The sequence below is a fragment of the Salmonella sp. SAL03688 genome, assembly GCF_046551895.1.
Taxonomy (GTDB): Bacteria; Pseudomonadota; Gammaproteobacteria; order Enterobacterales; family Enterobacteriaceae; genus Salmonella; species Salmonella enterica.
On the sequence record NZ_JBGDVI010000032.1, the window covers coordinates 15513 to 33080 of the forward strand.

General features: G+C 51.9%; 18 protein-coding genes, 1 tRNA gene and 1 pseudogene. 8 read left to right on the forward strand and 12 right to left on the reverse strand.

The features are described 5' to 3' along the window. Positions 1-6 precede the first annotated feature (6 nt). Positions 7-1767 carry a Lon protease family protein gene (locus ACLJR2_RS22010; RefSeq protein WP_000156452.1) on the reverse strand — a complete coding sequence of 587 codons (1761 nt, stop codon included), beginning with the start codon at positions 1765-1767 and terminating at the stop codon, positions 7-9. A gap of 185 nt (positions 1768-1952) precedes the next feature. On the opposite strand from ACLJR2_RS22010, the gene matP reads away from it, so the two are divergent. Further along, on the forward strand, positions 1953-2405 hold the full coding sequence (matP, locus tag ACLJR2_RS22015; RefSeq protein ID WP_000877172.1) for a macrodomain Ter protein MatP: 453 nt from the start codon (positions 1953-1955) through the stop codon (positions 2403-2405). Positions 2406-2476: 71 nt separating this feature from the next. On the opposite strand, the gene ompA is transcribed toward matP, so the two are convergent. Both ompA and sulA read right to left on the reverse strand, forming a co-directional pair. Beyond that, a complete protein-coding gene (gene ompA, locus ACLJR2_RS22020) occupies positions 2477-3529 on the reverse strand; it encodes a porin OmpA (RefSeq protein ID WP_001670727.1) in 1053 nt (350 codons plus the stop codon). Between the two features lie 356 nt (positions 3530-3885). Beyond that, positions 3886-4395 carry an SOS-induced cell division inhibitor SulA gene (sulA, locus tag ACLJR2_RS22025; RefSeq protein WP_000288732.1) on the reverse strand — a complete coding sequence of 170 codons (510 nt, stop codon included), beginning with the start codon at positions 4393-4395 and terminating at the stop codon, positions 3886-3888. A 216-nt stretch (positions 4396-4611) separates the two neighbouring features. Between sulA and ACLJR2_RS22030 the strand changes: the two genes are divergently transcribed. Beyond that, positions 4612-5217, forward strand: coding sequence for a TfoX/Sxy family DNA transformation protein (locus ACLJR2_RS22030; protein WP_001202375.1), 606 nt, complete (start codon positions 4612-4614; stop codon positions 5215-5217). Here the strand turns inward: ACLJR2_RS22030 and yccS are convergent. Together yccS and ACLJR2_RS22040 are read right to left on the reverse strand one after the other, a co-directional pair. Then, positions 5204-7357 carry a YccS family putative transporter gene (gene yccS, locus ACLJR2_RS22035; protein WP_000950876.1) on the reverse strand — a complete coding sequence of 718 codons (2154 nt, stop codon included), beginning with the start codon at positions 7355-7357 and terminating at the stop codon, positions 5204-5206. The two genes, ACLJR2_RS22030 and yccS, sit on opposite strands and share 14 nt — an antisense overlap. A gap of 18 nt (positions 7358-7375) precedes the next feature. Next, a complete protein-coding gene (locus ACLJR2_RS22040) occupies positions 7376-7822 on the reverse strand; it encodes a YccF domain-containing protein (RefSeq protein WP_001261222.1) in 447 nt (148 codons plus the stop codon). Positions 7823-7945: 123 nt separating this feature from the next. Between ACLJR2_RS22040 and helD the strand changes: the two genes are divergently transcribed. After that, positions 7946-10000 (forward strand): DNA helicase IV, encoded by a 2055-nt coding sequence (helD, locus tag ACLJR2_RS22045; RefSeq protein ID WP_000420523.1) that lies wholly within the window; start codon positions 7946-7948, stop codon positions 9998-10000. Between the two features lie 35 nt (positions 10001-10035). On the opposite strand, the gene mgsA is transcribed toward helD, so the two are convergent. Together mgsA and ACLJR2_RS22055 are read right to left on the reverse strand one after the other, a co-directional pair. Continuing rightward, positions 10036-10494 (reverse strand): methylglyoxal synthase, encoded by a 459-nt coding sequence (gene mgsA / locus ACLJR2_RS22050; RefSeq protein WP_000424187.1) that lies wholly within the window; start codon positions 10492-10494, stop codon positions 10036-10038. A gap of 94 nt (positions 10495-10588) precedes the next feature. Then, positions 10589-11251: a DUF2057 family protein gene (locus ACLJR2_RS22055; RefSeq protein WP_000847719.1), complete on the reverse strand. Its 663-nt coding sequence runs from the start codon at positions 11249-11251 to the stop codon at positions 10589-10591. A 173-nt stretch (positions 11252-11424) separates the two neighbouring features. Here ACLJR2_RS22055 and ACLJR2_RS22060 point away from each other — a divergent pair, with 173 nt between their 5' ends. Beyond that, entirely contained in the window at positions 11425-11838 is a 414-nt protein-coding gene (locus tag ACLJR2_RS22060; RefSeq protein WP_001537782.1) for a CoA-binding protein, read from the forward strand. Between the two features lie 44 nt (positions 11839-11882). Here ACLJR2_RS22060 and hspQ read toward each other — a convergent pair whose 3' ends face one another. Beyond that, the gene (gene hspQ, locus ACLJR2_RS22065) at positions 11883-12200 is read right to left on the reverse strand and encodes a heat shock protein HspQ (protein ID WP_000561983.1); all 318 of its coding nucleotides are present in this window, start codon (positions 12198-12200) and stop codon (positions 11883-11885) included. Between the two features lie 57 nt (positions 12201-12257). Continuing rightward, on the reverse strand, positions 12258-13469 hold the full coding sequence (gene rlmI, locus ACLJR2_RS22070; RefSeq protein ID WP_000140480.1) for a 23S rRNA (cytosine(1962)-C(5))-methyltransferase RlmI: 1212 nt from the start codon (positions 13467-13469) through the stop codon (positions 12258-12260). A 214-nt stretch (positions 13470-13683) separates the two neighbouring features. Here rlmI and ACLJR2_RS22075 point away from each other — a divergent pair, with 214 nt between their 5' ends. Genes ACLJR2_RS22075 through yccX form a run of 3 tightly spaced genes read left to right on the forward strand, consistent with a single transcriptional unit; the run spans position 13684 to position 15367 of the window. Further along, entirely contained in the window at positions 13684-14232 is a 549-nt protein-coding gene (locus tag ACLJR2_RS22075; protein WP_000859417.1) for a YbhB/YbcL family Raf kinase inhibitor-like protein, read from the forward strand. A gap of 25 nt (positions 14233-14257) precedes the next feature. Next, positions 14258-15037: a helix-turn-helix transcriptional regulator gene (locus tag ACLJR2_RS22080; RefSeq protein WP_000548082.1), complete on the forward strand. Its 780-nt coding sequence runs from the start codon at positions 14258-14260 to the stop codon at positions 15035-15037. 48 nt (positions 15038-15085) lie between these two features. Next, complete coding sequence (gene yccX / locus ACLJR2_RS22085; RefSeq protein ID WP_000072884.1) at positions 15086-15367, forward strand: acylphosphatase; 282 nt, start codon at positions 15086-15088, stop codon at positions 15365-15367. Here the strand turns inward: yccX and tusE are convergent. Beyond that, positions 15364-15693 (reverse strand): sulfurtransferase TusE, encoded by a 330-nt coding sequence (gene tusE / locus ACLJR2_RS22090; RefSeq protein ID WP_000904446.1) that lies wholly within the window; start codon positions 15691-15693, stop codon positions 15364-15366. The two genes, yccX and tusE, sit on opposite strands and share 4 nt — an antisense overlap. An 86-nt stretch (positions 15694-15779) precedes the next feature. Beyond that, entirely contained in the window at positions 15780-16439 is a 660-nt protein-coding gene (yccA, locus tag ACLJR2_RS22095) for an FtsH protease modulator YccA (RefSeq protein ID WP_000374046.1), read from the reverse strand. Between the two features lie 394 nt (positions 16440-16833). On the opposite strand from yccA, the gene ACLJR2_RS22100 reads away from it, so the two are divergent. Further along, positions 16834-16921: transfer RNA gene (locus tag ACLJR2_RS22100), tRNA-Ser, on the forward strand. A gap of 136 nt (positions 16922-17057) precedes the next feature. Here the strand turns inward: ACLJR2_RS22100 and pipA are convergent. Then, positions 17058-17468: pseudogene (gene pipA, locus ACLJR2_RS22105) on the reverse strand (type III secretion system effector protease PipA); the annotation flags it as partial. Positions 17469-17568: the final 100 nt, after the last annotated feature.

Genomic DNA, 17568 nt, shown 5'->3' on the forward strand with positions numbered 1-17568 from the left:
GTCCGATCAGTTCGGAATAAAAGCGTTCAGCCAACGTAATGGCCACGGGAAACGATGACGGCCTTCCTGTTGCGTCGCCTGCGCGATACGCTCCTGGATAGTCTGCATCAACGTCGTTTGACCTTCGCCATCCCACACCAGATTTAACAGTAACGGTAAGGCGTCGGTCACGTCGTCTACCGCCCAGATAGTGAACTTCTCTTCTTTAACCGCTTGCAGCAGTTCAGATTTAAGACTGAGATGGCGGACATTGGCGGCAGGGATAATCACGCCCTGTTTACCGTTTAATTCCCGCTGCTCGCAGATGGCGAAGAAACCTTCAATTTTTTCGTTTAGCCCACCCACCGGTTGCGCGCGACCAAACTGATCGACCGAGCCGGTAATCGCAATGTTTTGATTCACTGGCACATTGGCCAGCGCGCTGATGAGCGCACATAATTCCGCCATTGAGGCGCTATCGCCATCCACTTCGCTGTAGGACTGCTCAAAGGTTAACGAGGCAGAGAAGGGAATTTGTTGCTCCAGCTGCAACTCCGACATCAGGAAGGCCTGCATAATCATCATTCCCTTAGCGTGGATATTCCCGCCAAGTTCGGCCTTGCGCTCAATATCGTTAAATTCGCCATCGCCGATATGCACAACACAGCTAATTCGCGACGGTTCGCCAAAGGCGCGCGGATGCCCGGGAAACTCAATGACGGAAAGCGCATTGATTTGTCCAACGCGTTCGCCTTCGGTTTCAATCAGGATCTGCTCTTGCAGAATCTCATCCTGCATCCGTTCCGCCAGAAAGCCTTCTCGCCATTCGCGTCGGGCAAGCATCAGACTGAGCGCTTCTGCGCCACAGGTATCGCCTTCACATAAAGGTGATGCCTCCTTAAACTGGCGGGCTATCCACAGTGGGCAAAGAGGCAGCGTATCCTGTTCGCCGGTATAGCGCACAGCCTCGCGTATCAGGACGGGCCAGGCGTCCGGTGCCGGAGGGGGCAAATTATCGCGTAAAGCGATATGCGTCACCCATTGACACCACAGGGTCATAGCTTCTGCGTCCGCTATCTGTAAATTGTCTTCAAATTCACTGTAGATAGCCTGTTCCGCGAGCTCCGGTTCCATCTCCTGAAAATCAGCCAGTGATTCACGTTCGCCAACCAGAATCACCTTCAGTTTGAGCGGCATTGATGGCACGGAGACCGGTAATGGACGCGACTCGTCAAAGGCCACCCAGTCAAAACGCTCGCGGCTAACGATGGCTTTCAGACGCATCCACAGTAACGGCTGCGCCAGAAGGGTTCGTAAGGAAATAATCAGCACGCCGCCGTTCGCCTGATGAACCAGTCCCGGCTGCAGGGTAATGTCGCCGTTATACTGCCGCAGGCAACCAAAGAGCTGTTCGGCTTCGACCCAGTCCGCGCTGACGACTTGTGTGACGGTGGCAAAGTTGTCTTGCGCATTCTGCGCGGCGCGGTAATGAACAGTATGCCCGGAAACGTCATAATGTCCGCCGGTTAATTGTCCGGCATCGGTTTGCAGAGCGCGGACGGCATCTGAAAGTAAAGTGAGATACTCTTGCTCTTCAGGCGCTTTAGTCAGCATAAAAGAGGATGATGCCCACGGCTGTATAAGTTGCTCAAGCGCAAATTGCAGTCGTGGCTGAGTATCACTGAGTAAGGTGTCGTTTTCGTCAGTCGCGTGTGGCTGTGCAAATATCTCCTGATAGCTTTCGCTATCCGGAACCAGATCACGCCATGCAAGTTTCGTAATGGTCAAAGTTGAGGTTTTTTAGTCTGTTGTAAAAGGGGGGATTATAGCCTAACCCGTCACGCTGCACACGCGGAAAGCGAATGCAAAGTAATATGAAGACGTGTAACCATTCACAGGTTCGAGATTCTTTTCTTCAGATGGCTAAAAAACTGATATTCTGATAACAGTTACACGGTAACATTGGGATCACAATGAAATATCAACAACTTGAAAATCTTGAAAGCGGTTGGAAATGGAAATATCTGGTGAAAAAGCACCGCGAAGGGGAGCTGATCACCCGCTACGTGGAAGCCAGTGCTGCCCAGGAAGCCGTCAATTTGTTGTTGGCCCTCGAAAATGAACCGGTGCGGGTAAATGTCTGGATAGACAGGCATATGAATCCTGCCTTGCTTAATCGGATGAAACAAACCATTCGGGCAAGACGCAAACGACACTTCAATGCGGAACATCAGCATACGCGCAAAAAATCTATCGATTTAGAGTTTATGGTCTGGCAGCGTCTGGCGGGCCTTGCGCAGCGACGCGGTAAAACATTATCCGAAACGATAGTGCAACTGATAGAAGACGCGGAGCATAAAGAGAAATATGCCACGCAAATGACCACGTTAAAGCAGGATTTACAGGCGTTATTAGGCAAGAAGTAACGCTGAAAGGCGTTGTCACCCAGACCAGAGCAAAAAACCCCGCGACGCGGGGTTTTTTATCAGACGGAAACTTAAGCCTGCGGCTGAGTTACCACGTCTTTAACGCCTTTAACTTCGATCTCTACGCGACGATCCGGAGCCAGGCAATCGATCAGGGCAGCGCGAGGTTTCACGTTGTCACAGGTGTTGCCGGTAACCGGGTTAGATTCGCCCATACCACGTGCGGAGATTTTGTCAGACGGAATACCTTTGGAGATCAGGTAATCAACAACAGACTGAGCACGTTTCTCGGACAGACCCTGGTTGTAAGCGTCAGAACCGATACGGTCAGTGAAGCCCAGAACGACAACGGAACCGTCTTTCGGATCCAGGTTGCTCAGCTGGCTGTACAGCTGATCCAGAGCCTGCTGGCCTTCCGGCTTCAGGGTAGATTTGTTGAAGTTGAACAGTACGTCAGACTTCAGAGTGAAGTGCTTGGTCTGTACTTCCGGAGCCGGTGCCGGTGCCGGAGCTACTACCGGAGCAGCTTCTTGCTGGCCGAAACGGTAGGAAACACCTACGCTCAGCAGGCCGTTGTCCGGACGGGTGCCGATGGTGTTGGCATCACCGATGTTGTTAGTCCACTGGTATTCCAGACGGGTTGCGATTTCAGGGGTGATAGCATACTCGATACCGCCCGCGAATACCGGGGAAACGCCGGTGTCGTGGTCTTTAGTAGACGGGCCGCCAGGGACGTTAGACTTGGTGTCTGCACGCCATACCATACCACCCAGACGGGTATAAACGTCCAGATCGTCAGTGATTGGATAACCCAGTTTAGCGGTCAACTGAACGCCCTGAGCTTTATAAGCGCCATTGATGTTGTCGCCTTTGTACGGCATACGGCCTAACCAGTCGTAGCCCATTTCAAAGCCAACGTACGGGTTAACCTGGTAACCACCAAAAGCACCTGCGCCCAGTTGGTTTTCATGAGTTGGGCCATCATTGTTAATGAAGCCGGTGTCATGGTACTGAGACCAGCCCAGTTTAGCACCAGCGTACCAGGTGTTATCTTTCGGAGCGGCCTGCGCTACGGTAGCGAAACCAGCCAGTGCCACTGCAATCGCGATAGCTGTCTTTTTCATTTTTTGCGCCTCGTTATCATCCAAAATACGCCATGAATATCTCCAACGAGATAACACGGTTAAATCCTTCACCGGGGGATCTGCTCAATAGTTACTCTACCGATATCTACGGCTTATGCTGAGCACCCCTGGCGATGTAAAGTCTACAACGTAGTTGGAAACTTACAAGTGTGAACTCCGTCAGACATGTGAAAAAAACATGACGGATATACACATCATTTAACAGTTTCAGATGATAAATCGTACAGCAAAAATTGCGGAAACCGCTTCTGACAAGCGTTCTCGCAAAAAAAACGTTAGCACTCAAAGGAGATACGTTCGCGTAAAAAAAAGTCCAGGATAAATCCTAATTTTACTTAATGATACAAATTAGAGTGAATTTTTAGCCCGGAATGCTGTCTCCTGGGTAAAGCGTGCGCACGTACAGGGCGCATGATAAACCCTACCGCATTACCTACCTTCGCTGCTTCAACCAGGCTGGCATGTTCTTCTTCTGTCAGTTCTTCAGTCATCCAACCAATTACCACGCTGTAATTTCCTGTACGCAAAGCGCGGATCATCGACTCCAGCGTATGACGAGGCGCAAGCTGGCTAATTTGCATCACTTTCGTTAATGGCAAACCTGAAGACTGTACCCATTCACGGCTGAGCTTTTGCTGCGGCGTGAGCCAGAGCTGCCAGCGTGATTGTTGGCCTAACTGACGGAGTAAAGGCAAAAGCAGGAGTTGCGCCATCATGGGCTGGTCTTCGTGGTAGACAACTTCACTGACCAGTCCTGCCGCGGCATTTTCCGTAGCGGTGCGCGCAGCGTTGTGGGTAGTGGTAGGAAATGACGAAGAACGATTTGCATAACCTGAAGTGTACATAATCAATCCAGCCCTGTGAGTTACTGTATATTCATACAGTACCCCTGTGGCGATGAAAGATCAACTTTATTTTCGGAAACTGTCTCGCAATTTTTATTCTTAGTGGCGTCAAAAATAAAAATCATCTTGCTCGCGGAGTATAAGTTGCCTATTTTCGTCATTAACGGATCCGTTACTGCAAATCATTCTTTTACTTTATGATTTAAAAGGAATTTTATGAGAGCACTCTCTTATGACAGGATCTATAAATCGCAAGAATATTTGGCCTCTTTGGGGACGATCCAGTATCGATCTTTATTCGGTAGCTATAGTCTGACCGTGGAGGATACCGTCTTTGCGATGGTGGCTAATGGCGAGCTTTATCTCCGCGCCTGTGAAGAAAGCGTACCCTACTGTGTGAAGCATCCTCCCGCCTGGCTCATGTTTATGAAGTGTGGACGTCCCGTTATGCTCAACTATTACCGGGTGGATGAAAGCCTGTGGCGCGATCAGCAGCAGCTGGTGCGTTTATCGAAGTATTCTCTTGACGCGGCAATGAAGGAAAAACACAGCCGTATTTTACAGCACAGACTCAAAGATCTCCCCAATATGACCTTCCATCTGGAAACATTGCTCAATGAGTCAGGGATAAAGGACGAAAATATGTTACGCATACTGGGCGCGAAAATGTGCTGGCTAAGGTTGCGACAAAGCAATCCCTTGCTGACGGTGAAAGTTTTGTATGCCCTGGAAGGCGCAATTGTCGGCGTACATGAAGCGGCGCTCCCGGCGAGTCGTCGCCAGGAGCTTGCCGACTGGGCTCATTCGCTTACGGCTGGGTAATTAATGTAGAAGTCGGCGGTGAAATTTGCCGTTGCAAGCGTCCAATCTCGGGCAGTAAGGCAATGAGCAAACCAATTTGTTGAACAACCAGAGGTTCTTTGCTGTCCGGACGTGTTTCCAGCGACTGAACTCGCTGCTTTAAACCCTCCAGCGCCTGGTGTACGCGCTGTTCGTCTTCAGGTTGATGATGAAGCGCATCATCAACGTAGCAGACCGCGTCATCCAGAAGCCCCAACACGTCCGGATTACTGAGCTTTTCGCGGTGCGCGCCGAGGGCGGAGATATAGCTGGTAAAAGTGTGATTGAGGCAAAGCAGCCTGAACGCCGCCTCCCGGGTTTCAGCCGTGACGTCGGGTTCGCTCGACATATTAGAAACCACGGATGCCAGTTCTGCATCGCGGTTGTGCGCGTCGCGTCTGGCAATGCGATAGGCCAGGCGGTTATCCCGTCCCTGGTGATATTGCTCAAGGATCGCATCAAGGTAGCGGCAATTAGCATCGGTGGCGCGCTGGAGTACCCGGGGAAGGTTGCGAAAGCGCCAGTCCGGCCAAATAAAGCTGACCGCAGCCCAGGCGATAGCGCAGCCAATTAACGTGTCGACGACGCGCGGTAACGCTACCTCAAAGCCTTCGCCCAGGAGGTTAAAGCAGAGTAATACCAGCAGGGTGATGAACATCGTCGCATGGGCATACTGCACATTACGGAATGCGAAGAAAAGCACGCCGGTAATCACCAGCAGAACTAACTGTCCTTCAAGCGAAGGGACAAACCATAAAATCGGCAGGCCGATCGCAACGCCTACCAATGTACCGATAATCCTGAGCGCAAGGCGATGGCGGGTCGCGTTATAGTTAGGCTGACAAACGAACAGGCTGGTGAGCAATATCCAGTACCCGTGGCGCATCCCGGTAATTTGGATGAGAGCATAACCGATGCACAATACCAGCGACATGCGTACCGCATGGCGAAAGAGAGCGGACTCCGGGGTAAAATTACGGCTCAGACGCAGCCAGATGTCGCTAAACCCGTGCAGGCTATCATCAGCCAACTGGTTTTCTGACTCATTGCGCGGCATTGCCTGGGCCTGCTCCGACTCGATCGTCGCCAGTTGCGCATCAATAGCGCGTAGGTTGGTTAATAAGAACCCAAGCGTATTTAACAGCTCTAAAGAAGCGCCGCTGGCGCGCATACGTTCAAGCGCGGCGTCAATGTGGGTAAAGACGCGTTCAAAACGCGGATCATGCTGGTACGGCGTACGCAGTAAGATACAGCGCGCCAGCTGCGTACAGGCCTGCGCCTGCATCGACATCAGACGTTGGAAGCGGAACATGACGTCGCTATGGCGAAAATAATCGCGCAGCGTCTGGTATTGAATATGCGAAGAACTGGCGCGTTCATGAATATCCTGCGCCACAAAATAGTAATGGAGAGTGCGGCGCGTACCGCGTTGACCGCGATCGCCGCGCAGGCGACTCAATAACGACACTTTCGTTTGGTTTAGCGTCGCCATTAACTGCCCGTTCGCTAACGCTAAATCATAGAGCGGCGCCTGGCTTTCATCTTCAATATCAGGATCAAACAGACGTGATTTCAGTTCCAGATAGTGCGCTAACTGTTCGTAACTGCGTGCCAGATTATCCTGCAACGGACGGATCGGAAATAGCAGATGCCCGGTTAGCGTCAGTAGGTTATACCATACTGCGCCTGCCAGCAGGAGCAGTGGTTGCTGATACCAGTGATCGTATAGAGAGGTACCCAGCATCGTATAGATGGCAATGAGTAACGCGCCGAACGCGATGGTGGCATAGCGTTGCCCCAGTCCTCCCAACAGAATAAACCCGCTGGTGGATAACGTTAAGCCCAACGCAAATAGCCACGGCCAGGGAAAGAGCAGCTCCACAGAAGCCGACGCGATAAAAAAGCAAATTAAGGTAATGATTAAATTACGCAAGCGTCCGGCAAGGCGGTCGTCGAGATCGGTTAGCGCCGCGGCAACCATACCGAGCGTGAGCGGGATGGTAAGTTTGACGTCGCCCAGCCACCAGGGCAGGGCGGTGGTGCCGCACAGAGCGATAAAAATGCGGATGTAATACAGCCAGGTACTGTTCCAGGTATAACGGCGAATCAACGGACTTAACATAAAGGCTATTTGTCCCGATCATTCAAAACGGCGGCGCGCGTTAGCTTCTCGCGCGGCGCGAGCGGTTTCTACAGAGACGACGCGGCGACCGACAGGCCAAAGCGCAATCGCGGCAATTTTAAAGTTCGCAATACCGACAGGTATCCCGATGATAGTGACACACTGCGCGATACCGGAGGCAATGTGCATCAGGCATAGCCACCAGCCGAAAAAAAGTAACCAGAAAATATTCAGCAAGGTACCGCCAGTATTCATTAATACGCTTTTCGCCGCCGGATTAAGTTCGTCAACGTGAATGGCTTCATTACCGTAAGGGAACAGGGACAGTTTGGTTATCTCCCAGCAGGAGCGGGTCAACGGCAGGGTAAAAATAAGCACAATACTGACCAGCGTCGCCAGCAGCCAGGCCAGCGTAGTGGCAAAGCCGCCCAGTACAAAGTTTAAAATATTCAGAACGGTACGCATAAACCCTCAGTTCATTCCGGTTTTCTATCACTGCGGGCAATTGTAACGTTTTTTTAGACTGGAGCACGTTTTCTCTGGCGGTTACACTGATAAGCACATCTTTACGTCTGGATTCGCTGAGTCATGGAACTGAAAGCAACTTCTCTTGGAAAACGTCTGGCGCAACACCCGTATGATCGTGCCGTGATCCTCAACGCTGGGGTGAAAGTGTCTGGCGACAGGCATGAATATCTTATTCCATTCAATCAGTTATTGGCGATTCACTGTAAGCGTGGGCTGGTATGGGGCGAGCTGGAGTTTGTCCTCCCGGAGGATAAAGTCGTGCGTTTGCACGGTACCGAGTGGTCGGAAACCCAGCAATTTCATCGCTATCTGGACGCGCACTGGCGTCGCTGGAGCCAGGAGATGAGTGATGTCGCCGCGCAGGCATTACAAGAGCAATGGGCGCGTATTAGTGAGCGAACGGGCGAAAACCAATGGCTTACCCGTGAACGCGTTCGGGGGCTGGAACACGAAATTCGCCAGACGTTTGCCGCCTTGCCGCTGCCGGTCTCACGTCTGGAGGAGTTTGTTCACTGTCGCGAGATATGGCGTAAGTGTCTGGCCTGGTTACAGGATAGCGAGGGAAGTCGGCAGCAGCATAATCAGGCGTATGCTGATGCCATGCTGGAAGCGCATGCCGACTTTTTTACGCAGATAGAATCTTCTCCGCTTAATCCTTCCCAGGCCAGGGCGGTGGTTAACGGCGAATCATCGTTACTGGTACTGGCGGGCGCGGGAAGCGGTAAGACCTCGGTGCTGGTGGCGCGCGCGGGTTGGCTGTTGGCGCGCGGACAAGCAGATGCGGGGCAAATTCTTTTACTGGCGTTTGGTCGCAAGGCGGCAGAGGAGATGGATGAGCGTATCCGCGAGCGCTTACATACGGAAGAGATTACTGCCCGTACGTTCCATTCGCTGGCGCTGTATATTATTCAGCAAGGCAGTAAAAAAGCGCCGGTTATCAGTAAGCTGGAAAGTGACGCCACCGCGCGGCATCAGCTATTTCTGCACACCTGGCGTCAGCAGTGTAGCGAGAAAAAAGCGCAGGCCAAAGGCTGGCGTCAGTGGCTGGAAGAGGAGATGCAGTGGGTAGTGCCGGAAGGTAATTTCTGGGACGATGAGACATTACAGCGGCGTCTGGCCCCTCGCCTGGATCGTTGGGTCAGTTTGATGCGTATGCACGGCGGCGCGCAGGCAGAAATGATCGCTGGCGCGCCAGAGGAGTGCCGCGAGCTGTTTGGCAAACGCATTAAGCTGATGGCGCCGCTGCTAAAGGCCTGGAAAAGCGCGTTGAAAGCGGAAAATGCCGTTGATTTCTCCGGGCTGATCCATCAGGCAATGGTGATTCTAGAAAAAGGGCGTTTTATCAGCCCGTGGAAGCATATTCTGGTCGATGAATTTCAGGATATTTCCCCGCAACGGGCGGCGCTGTTAGAGGCGCTGCGCAAGCAGAATAGCCAGACTACGCTGTTTGCCGTTGGCGATGACTGGCAGGCGATTTACCGTTTTAGCGGGGCGCAGCTCTCCTTAACGACGGCGTTTCATCAGACGTTCGGCGAGGGCGAGCATTGCCACCTGGACACCACGTACCGCTTTAACAGTCGGATTGGCGATATTGCCAATCGCTTTGTACAGCAGAATCCGCACCAACTTAAAAAACCGTTAAATAGTCTGACCCCAGGCGATAAAAAAGCGGTGACGTTATTGGATGAAAGCCAGTTGGACGCGTTACTGGATAAATTATCCGGCTATGCGAAGGAAGATGAACGTATCCTGGTGCTGGCGCGCTATCATCATCTGAAACCCGCGAGTCTACAAAAAGCGGCGACTCGCTGGCCGAAGTTACAGATAGACTTCATGACTATCCATGCCAGCAAAGGCCAACAGGCCGATTACGTGATTCTTGTCGGATTGCAGGAGGGTAACGACGGTTTCCCCGCCCCGGCGCGAGAATCCATTATGGAAAGTGCGCTTCTTCCTCAGGTTGAGGATTTTCCGGACGCTGAAGAGCGGCGTTTGTTATATGTGGCGTTGACGCGCGCGCGTGCGCGGGTCTGGCTGCTTTTCAATAAAGATAATCCCTCGCGCTTTGTGGAGGCGCTTAAACAGCTGGATGTGCCAGTGGCGAGGAAGCCCTAAAGCGCGGGCGGTACAGCATCCCGCCCGCGTAGCGGTTATTTCAGGCGCTCGGCCAGATAACGCGCATAATCCGGAATAAGAATATCTACAGCGTCATTAAAATGCGGGGATTGGATGATAAAGTCCGCCGTTGAGACGTTAGTGGCGACAGGGATATTCCATACGGTGGCCAGACGCAGTAGCGCTTTGACATCGGGGTCGTGCGGTACCGCGTTAAGCGGGTCCCAGAAGAAAATCAACACGTCGATTTTCCCTTCTGAAATGAGTGCGCCAACCTGCTGGTCGCCGCCCATCGGGCCGCTCAGCATCGCATTAACGTCCATACCGGTTGCGCGCTGGATCAGATTCCCCGTGGTGCCGGTTGCATAAAGAACGTGTTTTTCCAGCAACGGCTGATGGCGTTCCACCCAGTTCATTAACATCTGTTTGCAGTGGTCGTGAGCAACCAACGCGATATGTTTGCGCGTCGGCAAGGTGCGAGTCGTCAGTTCCATAATTCGATTCCGTAGTTAACCTGTCTACAGATTACTGGAAGCGCTTGATGCTGCAAGAGAAAGACAAAAAAATTGCGTGCTGGGACAACTCATATCAAGAGGGCGGCTGTTTTTCCGCCCATTGCAGAAAATGATGGCGTGTCTGCGGGTCGGCCAGTCGGAACCAATATTTCAGCCGCTGTTCTGTCAGAGTTTGTGATTGCGGCGGTACGGTATCAAGCTCTGAGACGTCGGAAAGTAATGTGCTGTCGTCTGCCATCATCGTGGCGAACTGAGGAAGCGAGGCGCGTTTCGCCGATTTATTATAACGCTCGGTCTCTATTTCATAATCGACCACTTTAGCCGTAGAAGTAATGGCCAGAATATCGAGTTTTACCGGAATGGGCATGGCGTCGCCATCCAAAAGCGCCAGACGCGGCGCCGCGTTAAAATGCGAGGCTTCGCGCTCGTTTTCCAGCCGCGGGAGCTGGAAATTGACCTGACTTATCAGTTGGGTATCGAAACTTATCACCAGCGGCGGAGAAATATAAAGCCGCTCTTCATTACCGGGCAGGCGGATGGTTTTTTCCACCCGGAAAACGAGTTGATGCGGCCCGTTTTCCAGTTCAATGCTCTCTGCGCCGCGTAATAAAGAGCTGGACACCTTTTTGCCGTCCAGCACCAGCAGATCAACCTCATTAGACAAACGGAGCGTTGTGGCAAAAACAGTCACCGGCAAACAGAGAGCAAGGAAGGTGGCTAGCGCGCCGGTTTTCATAAGGTTCTCCTGTCCAAAGGCCGTCTGGCTAATAATGTATCGAAATTTTTCTTAGATCATGTTTACTAACATATAGACATATTTTGGCGTTTTGCTCTCATACATCGGTATGGGATGAATGGTTGCTATGTCAGGTTTGTCGTACACTTTGCAAAACAGCCAGGAGAAAGATGATGAAAGAGACCGATATTGCTGATGTTTTGACGTCCACTCGCACTATCGCGCTGGTAGGTGCGAGCGATAAACCCGATCGTCCAAGTTATCGGGTAATGAAATACCTGCTTGAACAGGGCTACCATGTGATTCCGGTTGCGCCAAAAGTCGCGGGTAAGACATTGCTGGGGCAACAGGGGTATGCCACGCTGGCGGATATTCCCGAAAAAGTCGATATGGTGGATGTTTTTCGCAACTCTGAAGCTGCATGGGGCGTCGCGCAGGAAGCTATCGCCATCGGCGCAAAAACGCTGTGGCTACAGCTTGGCGTGATCAACGAGCAGGCGGCGGTACTGGCGCGGGATGCAGGCATGACCGTGGTGATGGATCGCTGCCCGGCGATTGAGATCCCTCGCCTGGGGCTGGCGAAATAAAAGTTTAAATGGCCGGATATCGCTCTCCGGCCTTTTACATACAATCAGTTACGTAGTCGCGGCGCCTGAAGCTGCTTGCGAATGGTACGCGCCAGTTCATCCATCGATGGCTGTTCTGGATGCTCGTCCCGCATTTCGCTTCGCAACTGGGCCTCGGCCAGATAAGTATGCACTGGCTGACCATCATCATCTTCCATTACCACGTGGTACCACGGAGCGGCGCGAAGTTCGTCGTTAACCGCCAGTTCATCAGGCGACGGTTCATCAAGCGAATATTCCGGGTCGATATCGACGACCACTCCGAGGTAACCTAACAGGGAATGGCGGACCTGTTGGCCGATACCGAATTTGCTGGCTATCATAGTCACCTCCCGGGAAATAGATACCCTTTATATGAGGATACTATTCCACTTTTCAAGTTACATGACGCGACAGGCAAACCCTTTCAGATACAGCCCTTCCGGGTAGGTGGCGATCACCGGGTGATCGGCGGCCTGACGGAACTGCTCTATAAATTGTACATCACGACCGGCATCTATTGCGGCATCGGCAATGATTTTCTGAAATAAATCGCTGGTCATCAGTCCGGAGCAAGAGAATGTCAGCAGTATGCCGCCCGGATTGAGCAGTTGAATCGCTAACATGTTAATGTCTTTATAGCCCCGGCAGGCCCCCATTAACTGGCTTTTATTTTCGACGAATTTGGGCGGGTCCATGATGATGACGTCGAATTTTTCGCCGTGTTCACGGTAAGCGCGCAGCAACTTAAACACGTCATCGCGCACGAATTCGGCTTTGCTCAAGTCCAGTTGGTTCAGTTCAACGTTTTGCCTGGCGATATCCAGCGCATCCTGTGAGGTATCCACGCTGACAACCTGGCGACAACCGCCCATTAATGCCGACACGGCAAAACCGCCGGTATAAGAGAAGCAGTTCAGTACCCGCTGATTTTCCACGTAGCGGCGCGTCGCCAGACGACTGTCGCGCTGATCAAGATAATAACCGGTTTTGTGGCCGCCCTGGATATCGACCAGTAATTTCATACCGTGTTCTTCAATTGGCAGAAGCGCAGGCGGCAGTTCGCCAGTGACCGGACCTTGCGTCAGCGCCATCCCTTCTTTTTTCCGCACGGCGACGTCGCTGCGATCGTAAATAGCGCAATCCGGATAGCATGTTTGCAGAGCGCTAATTAATGCGGCACGTTGATATTCGGCCCCGGCGCTGAGCAGTTGCAGCACCAAAAAATGACCAAAACGATCGATAGTGACGCCAGGCAGGCCATCGGACTCACCGGCGATCAGACGATAGCTATCCAGGCCGTCTTTTTTCGCCAGCCAGTCGCGCCACTGCTGCGCCTGGCGCAGGCGGCGGGTGAAAAACGCAATATCAATGGATTCTGCTTTATCAAATGTCCAGACGCGCGCGCGGATCTGGGATGCTGGCGACCAGGCGCCGCGTGCTAACCACTTTCCCTGATGGTCGACGATATCGATAGTTTCACCGAGGTTGGCTTTGCCTTCCAGGCGGGAGACGGCGCCGGAAAAGACCCATGGGTGGCGGCGGAGTAAAGATTTTTCTCGCCCTTTGCTGAGGACTAAACGGGGATATTGCGGAAATGTAGATTCAGTCATGCGGAGTAACCTCTCACAAACAGTGACGCGAGCCGGATAATAGCTCCAGCCAGGGACCGTGAAAACGAAATGGCGCGTAGGGTAGCACAGATGAGAGAGGCAATCACCAGCGTATGGCGGTGAGCGTTTCTGCACAAAATAGAATCGTAAAGGCACAGTTTCTTCAGTGGGCGCTTTTTATAGTGTTATTTCTTTATATGAAGAAGGAAATACAATGAAAACAGTCTTCTCTTTGACCGCAGCCGCAATGATGGCATTGAGTGGCGGCGTATCTGCCGCGTCGGCGTTTAGCCTCAGTAGCGCGGATATTCCGGCGGATTTTCGTTTAACGCAACAGCATGTCTTTAAAGGATTTGGTTGTAGCGGAGAAAATATTTCGCCGCAGCTGAGCTGGCGCAATCCGCCTGCCGGAACCAAAAGCTACGCTATTACCGTCTTCGATCCTGATGCGCCCACCGGAAGCGGCTGGTGGCACTGGACGATGGTGAATATTCCTGCGCAGATTCACGACCTGCCGACGGGGGCTGATAAAAAAACGTTACCCGCTGGAGTGGTGCAGGGACGGAATGATTTCGGTTATGCTGGCTTTGGCGGCGCCTGTCCGCCGCCGGGCGATAAGCCTCATCGCTATCAGTTTACTGTGTGGGCGCTGAATACGGCAACACTGCCGCTCGACAGTGAGTCGAGTGGCGCGTTGGTAGGGTTTATGCTTAACGCGCATGTGATTGCGAAAGCACAATTCACGGCTACATACGGAAGATAAAATAGAGGACGGCACGGTGCAGGAGATGCATATTCGACATCAGGATCTTACGACGGCAGAGGTGCGTTCCAGTCATCTGCACCGTTTGCATCGTGTTACGCTTTTTTCCGCCGCTATCTGCCATATTACGCAGGGCAGTAAAGTCATCATTCAGGATGATAGCCGCCTTGTCGCCGGGCCGGGCGAGTTGATTATTATTCCGGCGAACACGCCGCTGGAGATTATTAATCAGCCTGCGCAGAACGGTTTTCGCTCCGACCTGTTGTTACTTTCACCGGAGATTATTGCTCGCTTTAAAACGATGTACGTTCAGGATTATCCACCGGCAAACCTGACATCGCTGTGTACGCCGATGAGCCGTAGCCTGACATTTATGTGGGAGAACGTGTTGGATGCTGTGCGCCAGGGTTTACCCGTTGGGCTACAGGAACATCAGGCGATGGGGTTACTGTTAGCGCTTTTGCATGATGGCGCGGCAGGACCGCTGCTTATTGAACGGCGTTACACCCTCACGGAGCAGGTGCGGCAACTGATTATGCTCTCGCCTGCTAAGCTATGGACAGCCCAGGAGATAGCCCGCCGTCTTGCTATGGGAACATCGACGCTGCGTCGGCGTTTGCAGCGCGAATCGCAGAGTTATCGACAAATTGTTGAAGAGGTGCGCATGTCCTGCGCGCTTTCTCAACTGCAATCGACGACGCTGCCGATCGGCGAAATAGCGCTACGGTGCGGCTACCTGTCGGGGTCGCGGTTTACGGCCAGATTCCGCCAACATTATGGGTGTCTGCCCAGTCAGGTACGTTAAGTATGTCCTGTATGAGCCTCCACCACTGATTATGAAAGGAGAACCATCATGTCGAACGTCTGCATTATCGCCTGGGTTTATGGTCGCGTTCAGGGAGTCGGGTTTCGCTATACCACGCAGCATGAGGCGCAGCGGCTGGGGTTAACCGGCTATGCGAAGAATATGGATGACGGAAGCGTAGAAGTAGTGGCCTGTGGCGACGCGGCGCAGGTGGAAAAACTCATCAAGTGGCTGAAAGAGGGCGGGCCGCGCTCTGCTCGTGTGGACAAAATCCTCACTGAACCGCACAGCCCTCGCGAGACGCTAACAGGCTTCAGTATTCGGTATTAAATACACTTTACCGGTTTGGGCAGACCGGCGATTTTGGTCGCTTGCTTTGCCGGGCCTTTCGGGAACAGACGATACAGATAACGGCTGTTGCCTTTTTCTTCGCCGAACTTATTCGCCATCGCTTTTACCAGCATTCGGATGGCGGGAGAGGTATTAAACTCCAGGTAAAATTCGCGCACGAAGCGCACGACTTCCCAGTGTTCCGCAGAGAGCTCAATGCCTTCATTGGCGGCGATAGCGACTGCCAGCGCTTCACTCCACTGCGTCGTCTCTTTCAGATAGCCTTCGCTATCAGTACTGATTTCTTTACCTTCAAAGATCAACATAACGTTTCACTGCGTAATCAACACGGACGGCAGTGTAGCAAAAAATAAAGCCCTGCATAAGCAGGGCTGGAAGAGGGGAATGTCGATTAGTCGCGGCTGGCGAAGCCCAGAATGCTGAGCAGGCTGACAAAGATGTTGTACAGCGAAACGTACAGACTGACGGTCGCACGAATATAGTTGGTTTCACCGCCGTGAATGATGTTACTGGTTTCATACAGGATAGCGCCCGAGGAAATCAGGATAAACACCGCGCTAATCGCCAGGTGCAATGCAGGTAGTTGCAGGAAAATATTCGCCACCATACCAATCAGCACGACGACGATCCCGGCCATTAACATACCGCCCAGGAAAGACATATCCTTACGGGTGGTCAGAACGTAAGCGGAGCAGCAGAAAAATACTAACGCGGTACCACCCAGCGCCAGGCCAATGACATCGCCCATGCCTGCTGACAGATAGGCGTTAAGAATCGGGCCCAGGATATAGCCGAGGAAGCCGGTAAACGCAAAAGCAGACAGGATACCGACCGGCTTATTGGCGGTTTTATAGGTCAGGAACATCAGCCCATACATACCGACCAGCGTCAGAATCAGGCCGGGGGAGGGCAGCATCAGTACCGTACTGGCTGTCGCGGTAATTGCGGAGAAAGCCAGCGTGAGGCTCAACAGAAAATAGGTGTTGCGCAGTACTTTGTGCGTACTCAGTAGCGAGCTACGATCACGCGATGATGTAATGATACGATCCATTAGTCACTCTCTTATGACAGATGTAATTAATAAAGGAGAATAATAAAAACAGTCACTGTCACCCAGTGGTTTTACCCATCTTTACGCATTCGTTTACGTTTAGTTTCCTTAAGAGATTTCAGGTGATTACCGTCGTTAAAACGGTCTGCTCATGCCTGGCGCTACGCCATAAAACAGGCGGCAGCGCCAACCACGCGTTACCGATAAAAAATTGATAATCACAGAGGTAAAACAGTGGGGACGATCAACACGTATTAAGCCCGTTTTTGTGTTGAAGAAATGGTCAATGTGCCGCTATTTCAGGCAATTAACGAAAATTTGCCTGTTTTTCACGCAAACGAACACATTCGGTCTTTACATGACGCACCGGGATGTTTATAGTGCGCCTCATTCCGGAAGTGTGGCCGAGCGGTTGAAGGCACCGGTCTTGAAAACCGGCGACCCGAAAGGGTTCCAGAGTTCGAATCTCTGCGCTTCCGCCAGATTAAACAAGGGGTTACCGAAAGGTAACCCCTTTGTTTTTTGGGTGCTTAGAATATAGTTAGAAAATACTGCCAGAACATTTCCCGAAAAAACGGACTACGCGGGTTTTTAGTTTCTTTTCGTTTCCTGATGTGTCTATTTATTGAAGATGTAGACCATTCTGGGAGGTGAAGGATGCCCCATCTCTTTCAGAATAATGTTGGTATATTCGACAACAGGGCCTCTTGGATGATTTTCTTCTTTATCCTGAAGATGGGTCAGTGCATGTACAACTTCATGAATAAATGAACGTTTTGTGTCAAAAAGTTGTGGTCCTTCGTTACTTTCATAATGTTCGGTATATGAATCATCAGAATCGTCCAGATTGAGACAAATAACTTTCCTGCCTTCTGAAAGTTTGAAGTGTTCCTGAGTCACGGTAGTTTCAAAGGCTTCGCCTGCCCCCAGTAGCCAGCGCTGCTCCACATCATGTAGTTCTTTTTCATATGCGTAATTCATCAGTCTGCGGAATGTTTCGCTTTGGGTATACGCATTTTGAAGTACGGAGTGATCTTACCCAGCAATAGTGGACACGCGACTAAGTGAGTAAACTCTCAAGTAAGAGGTGACTCACATGACAAAACCTGCATCAACCACTAAAAAGCCA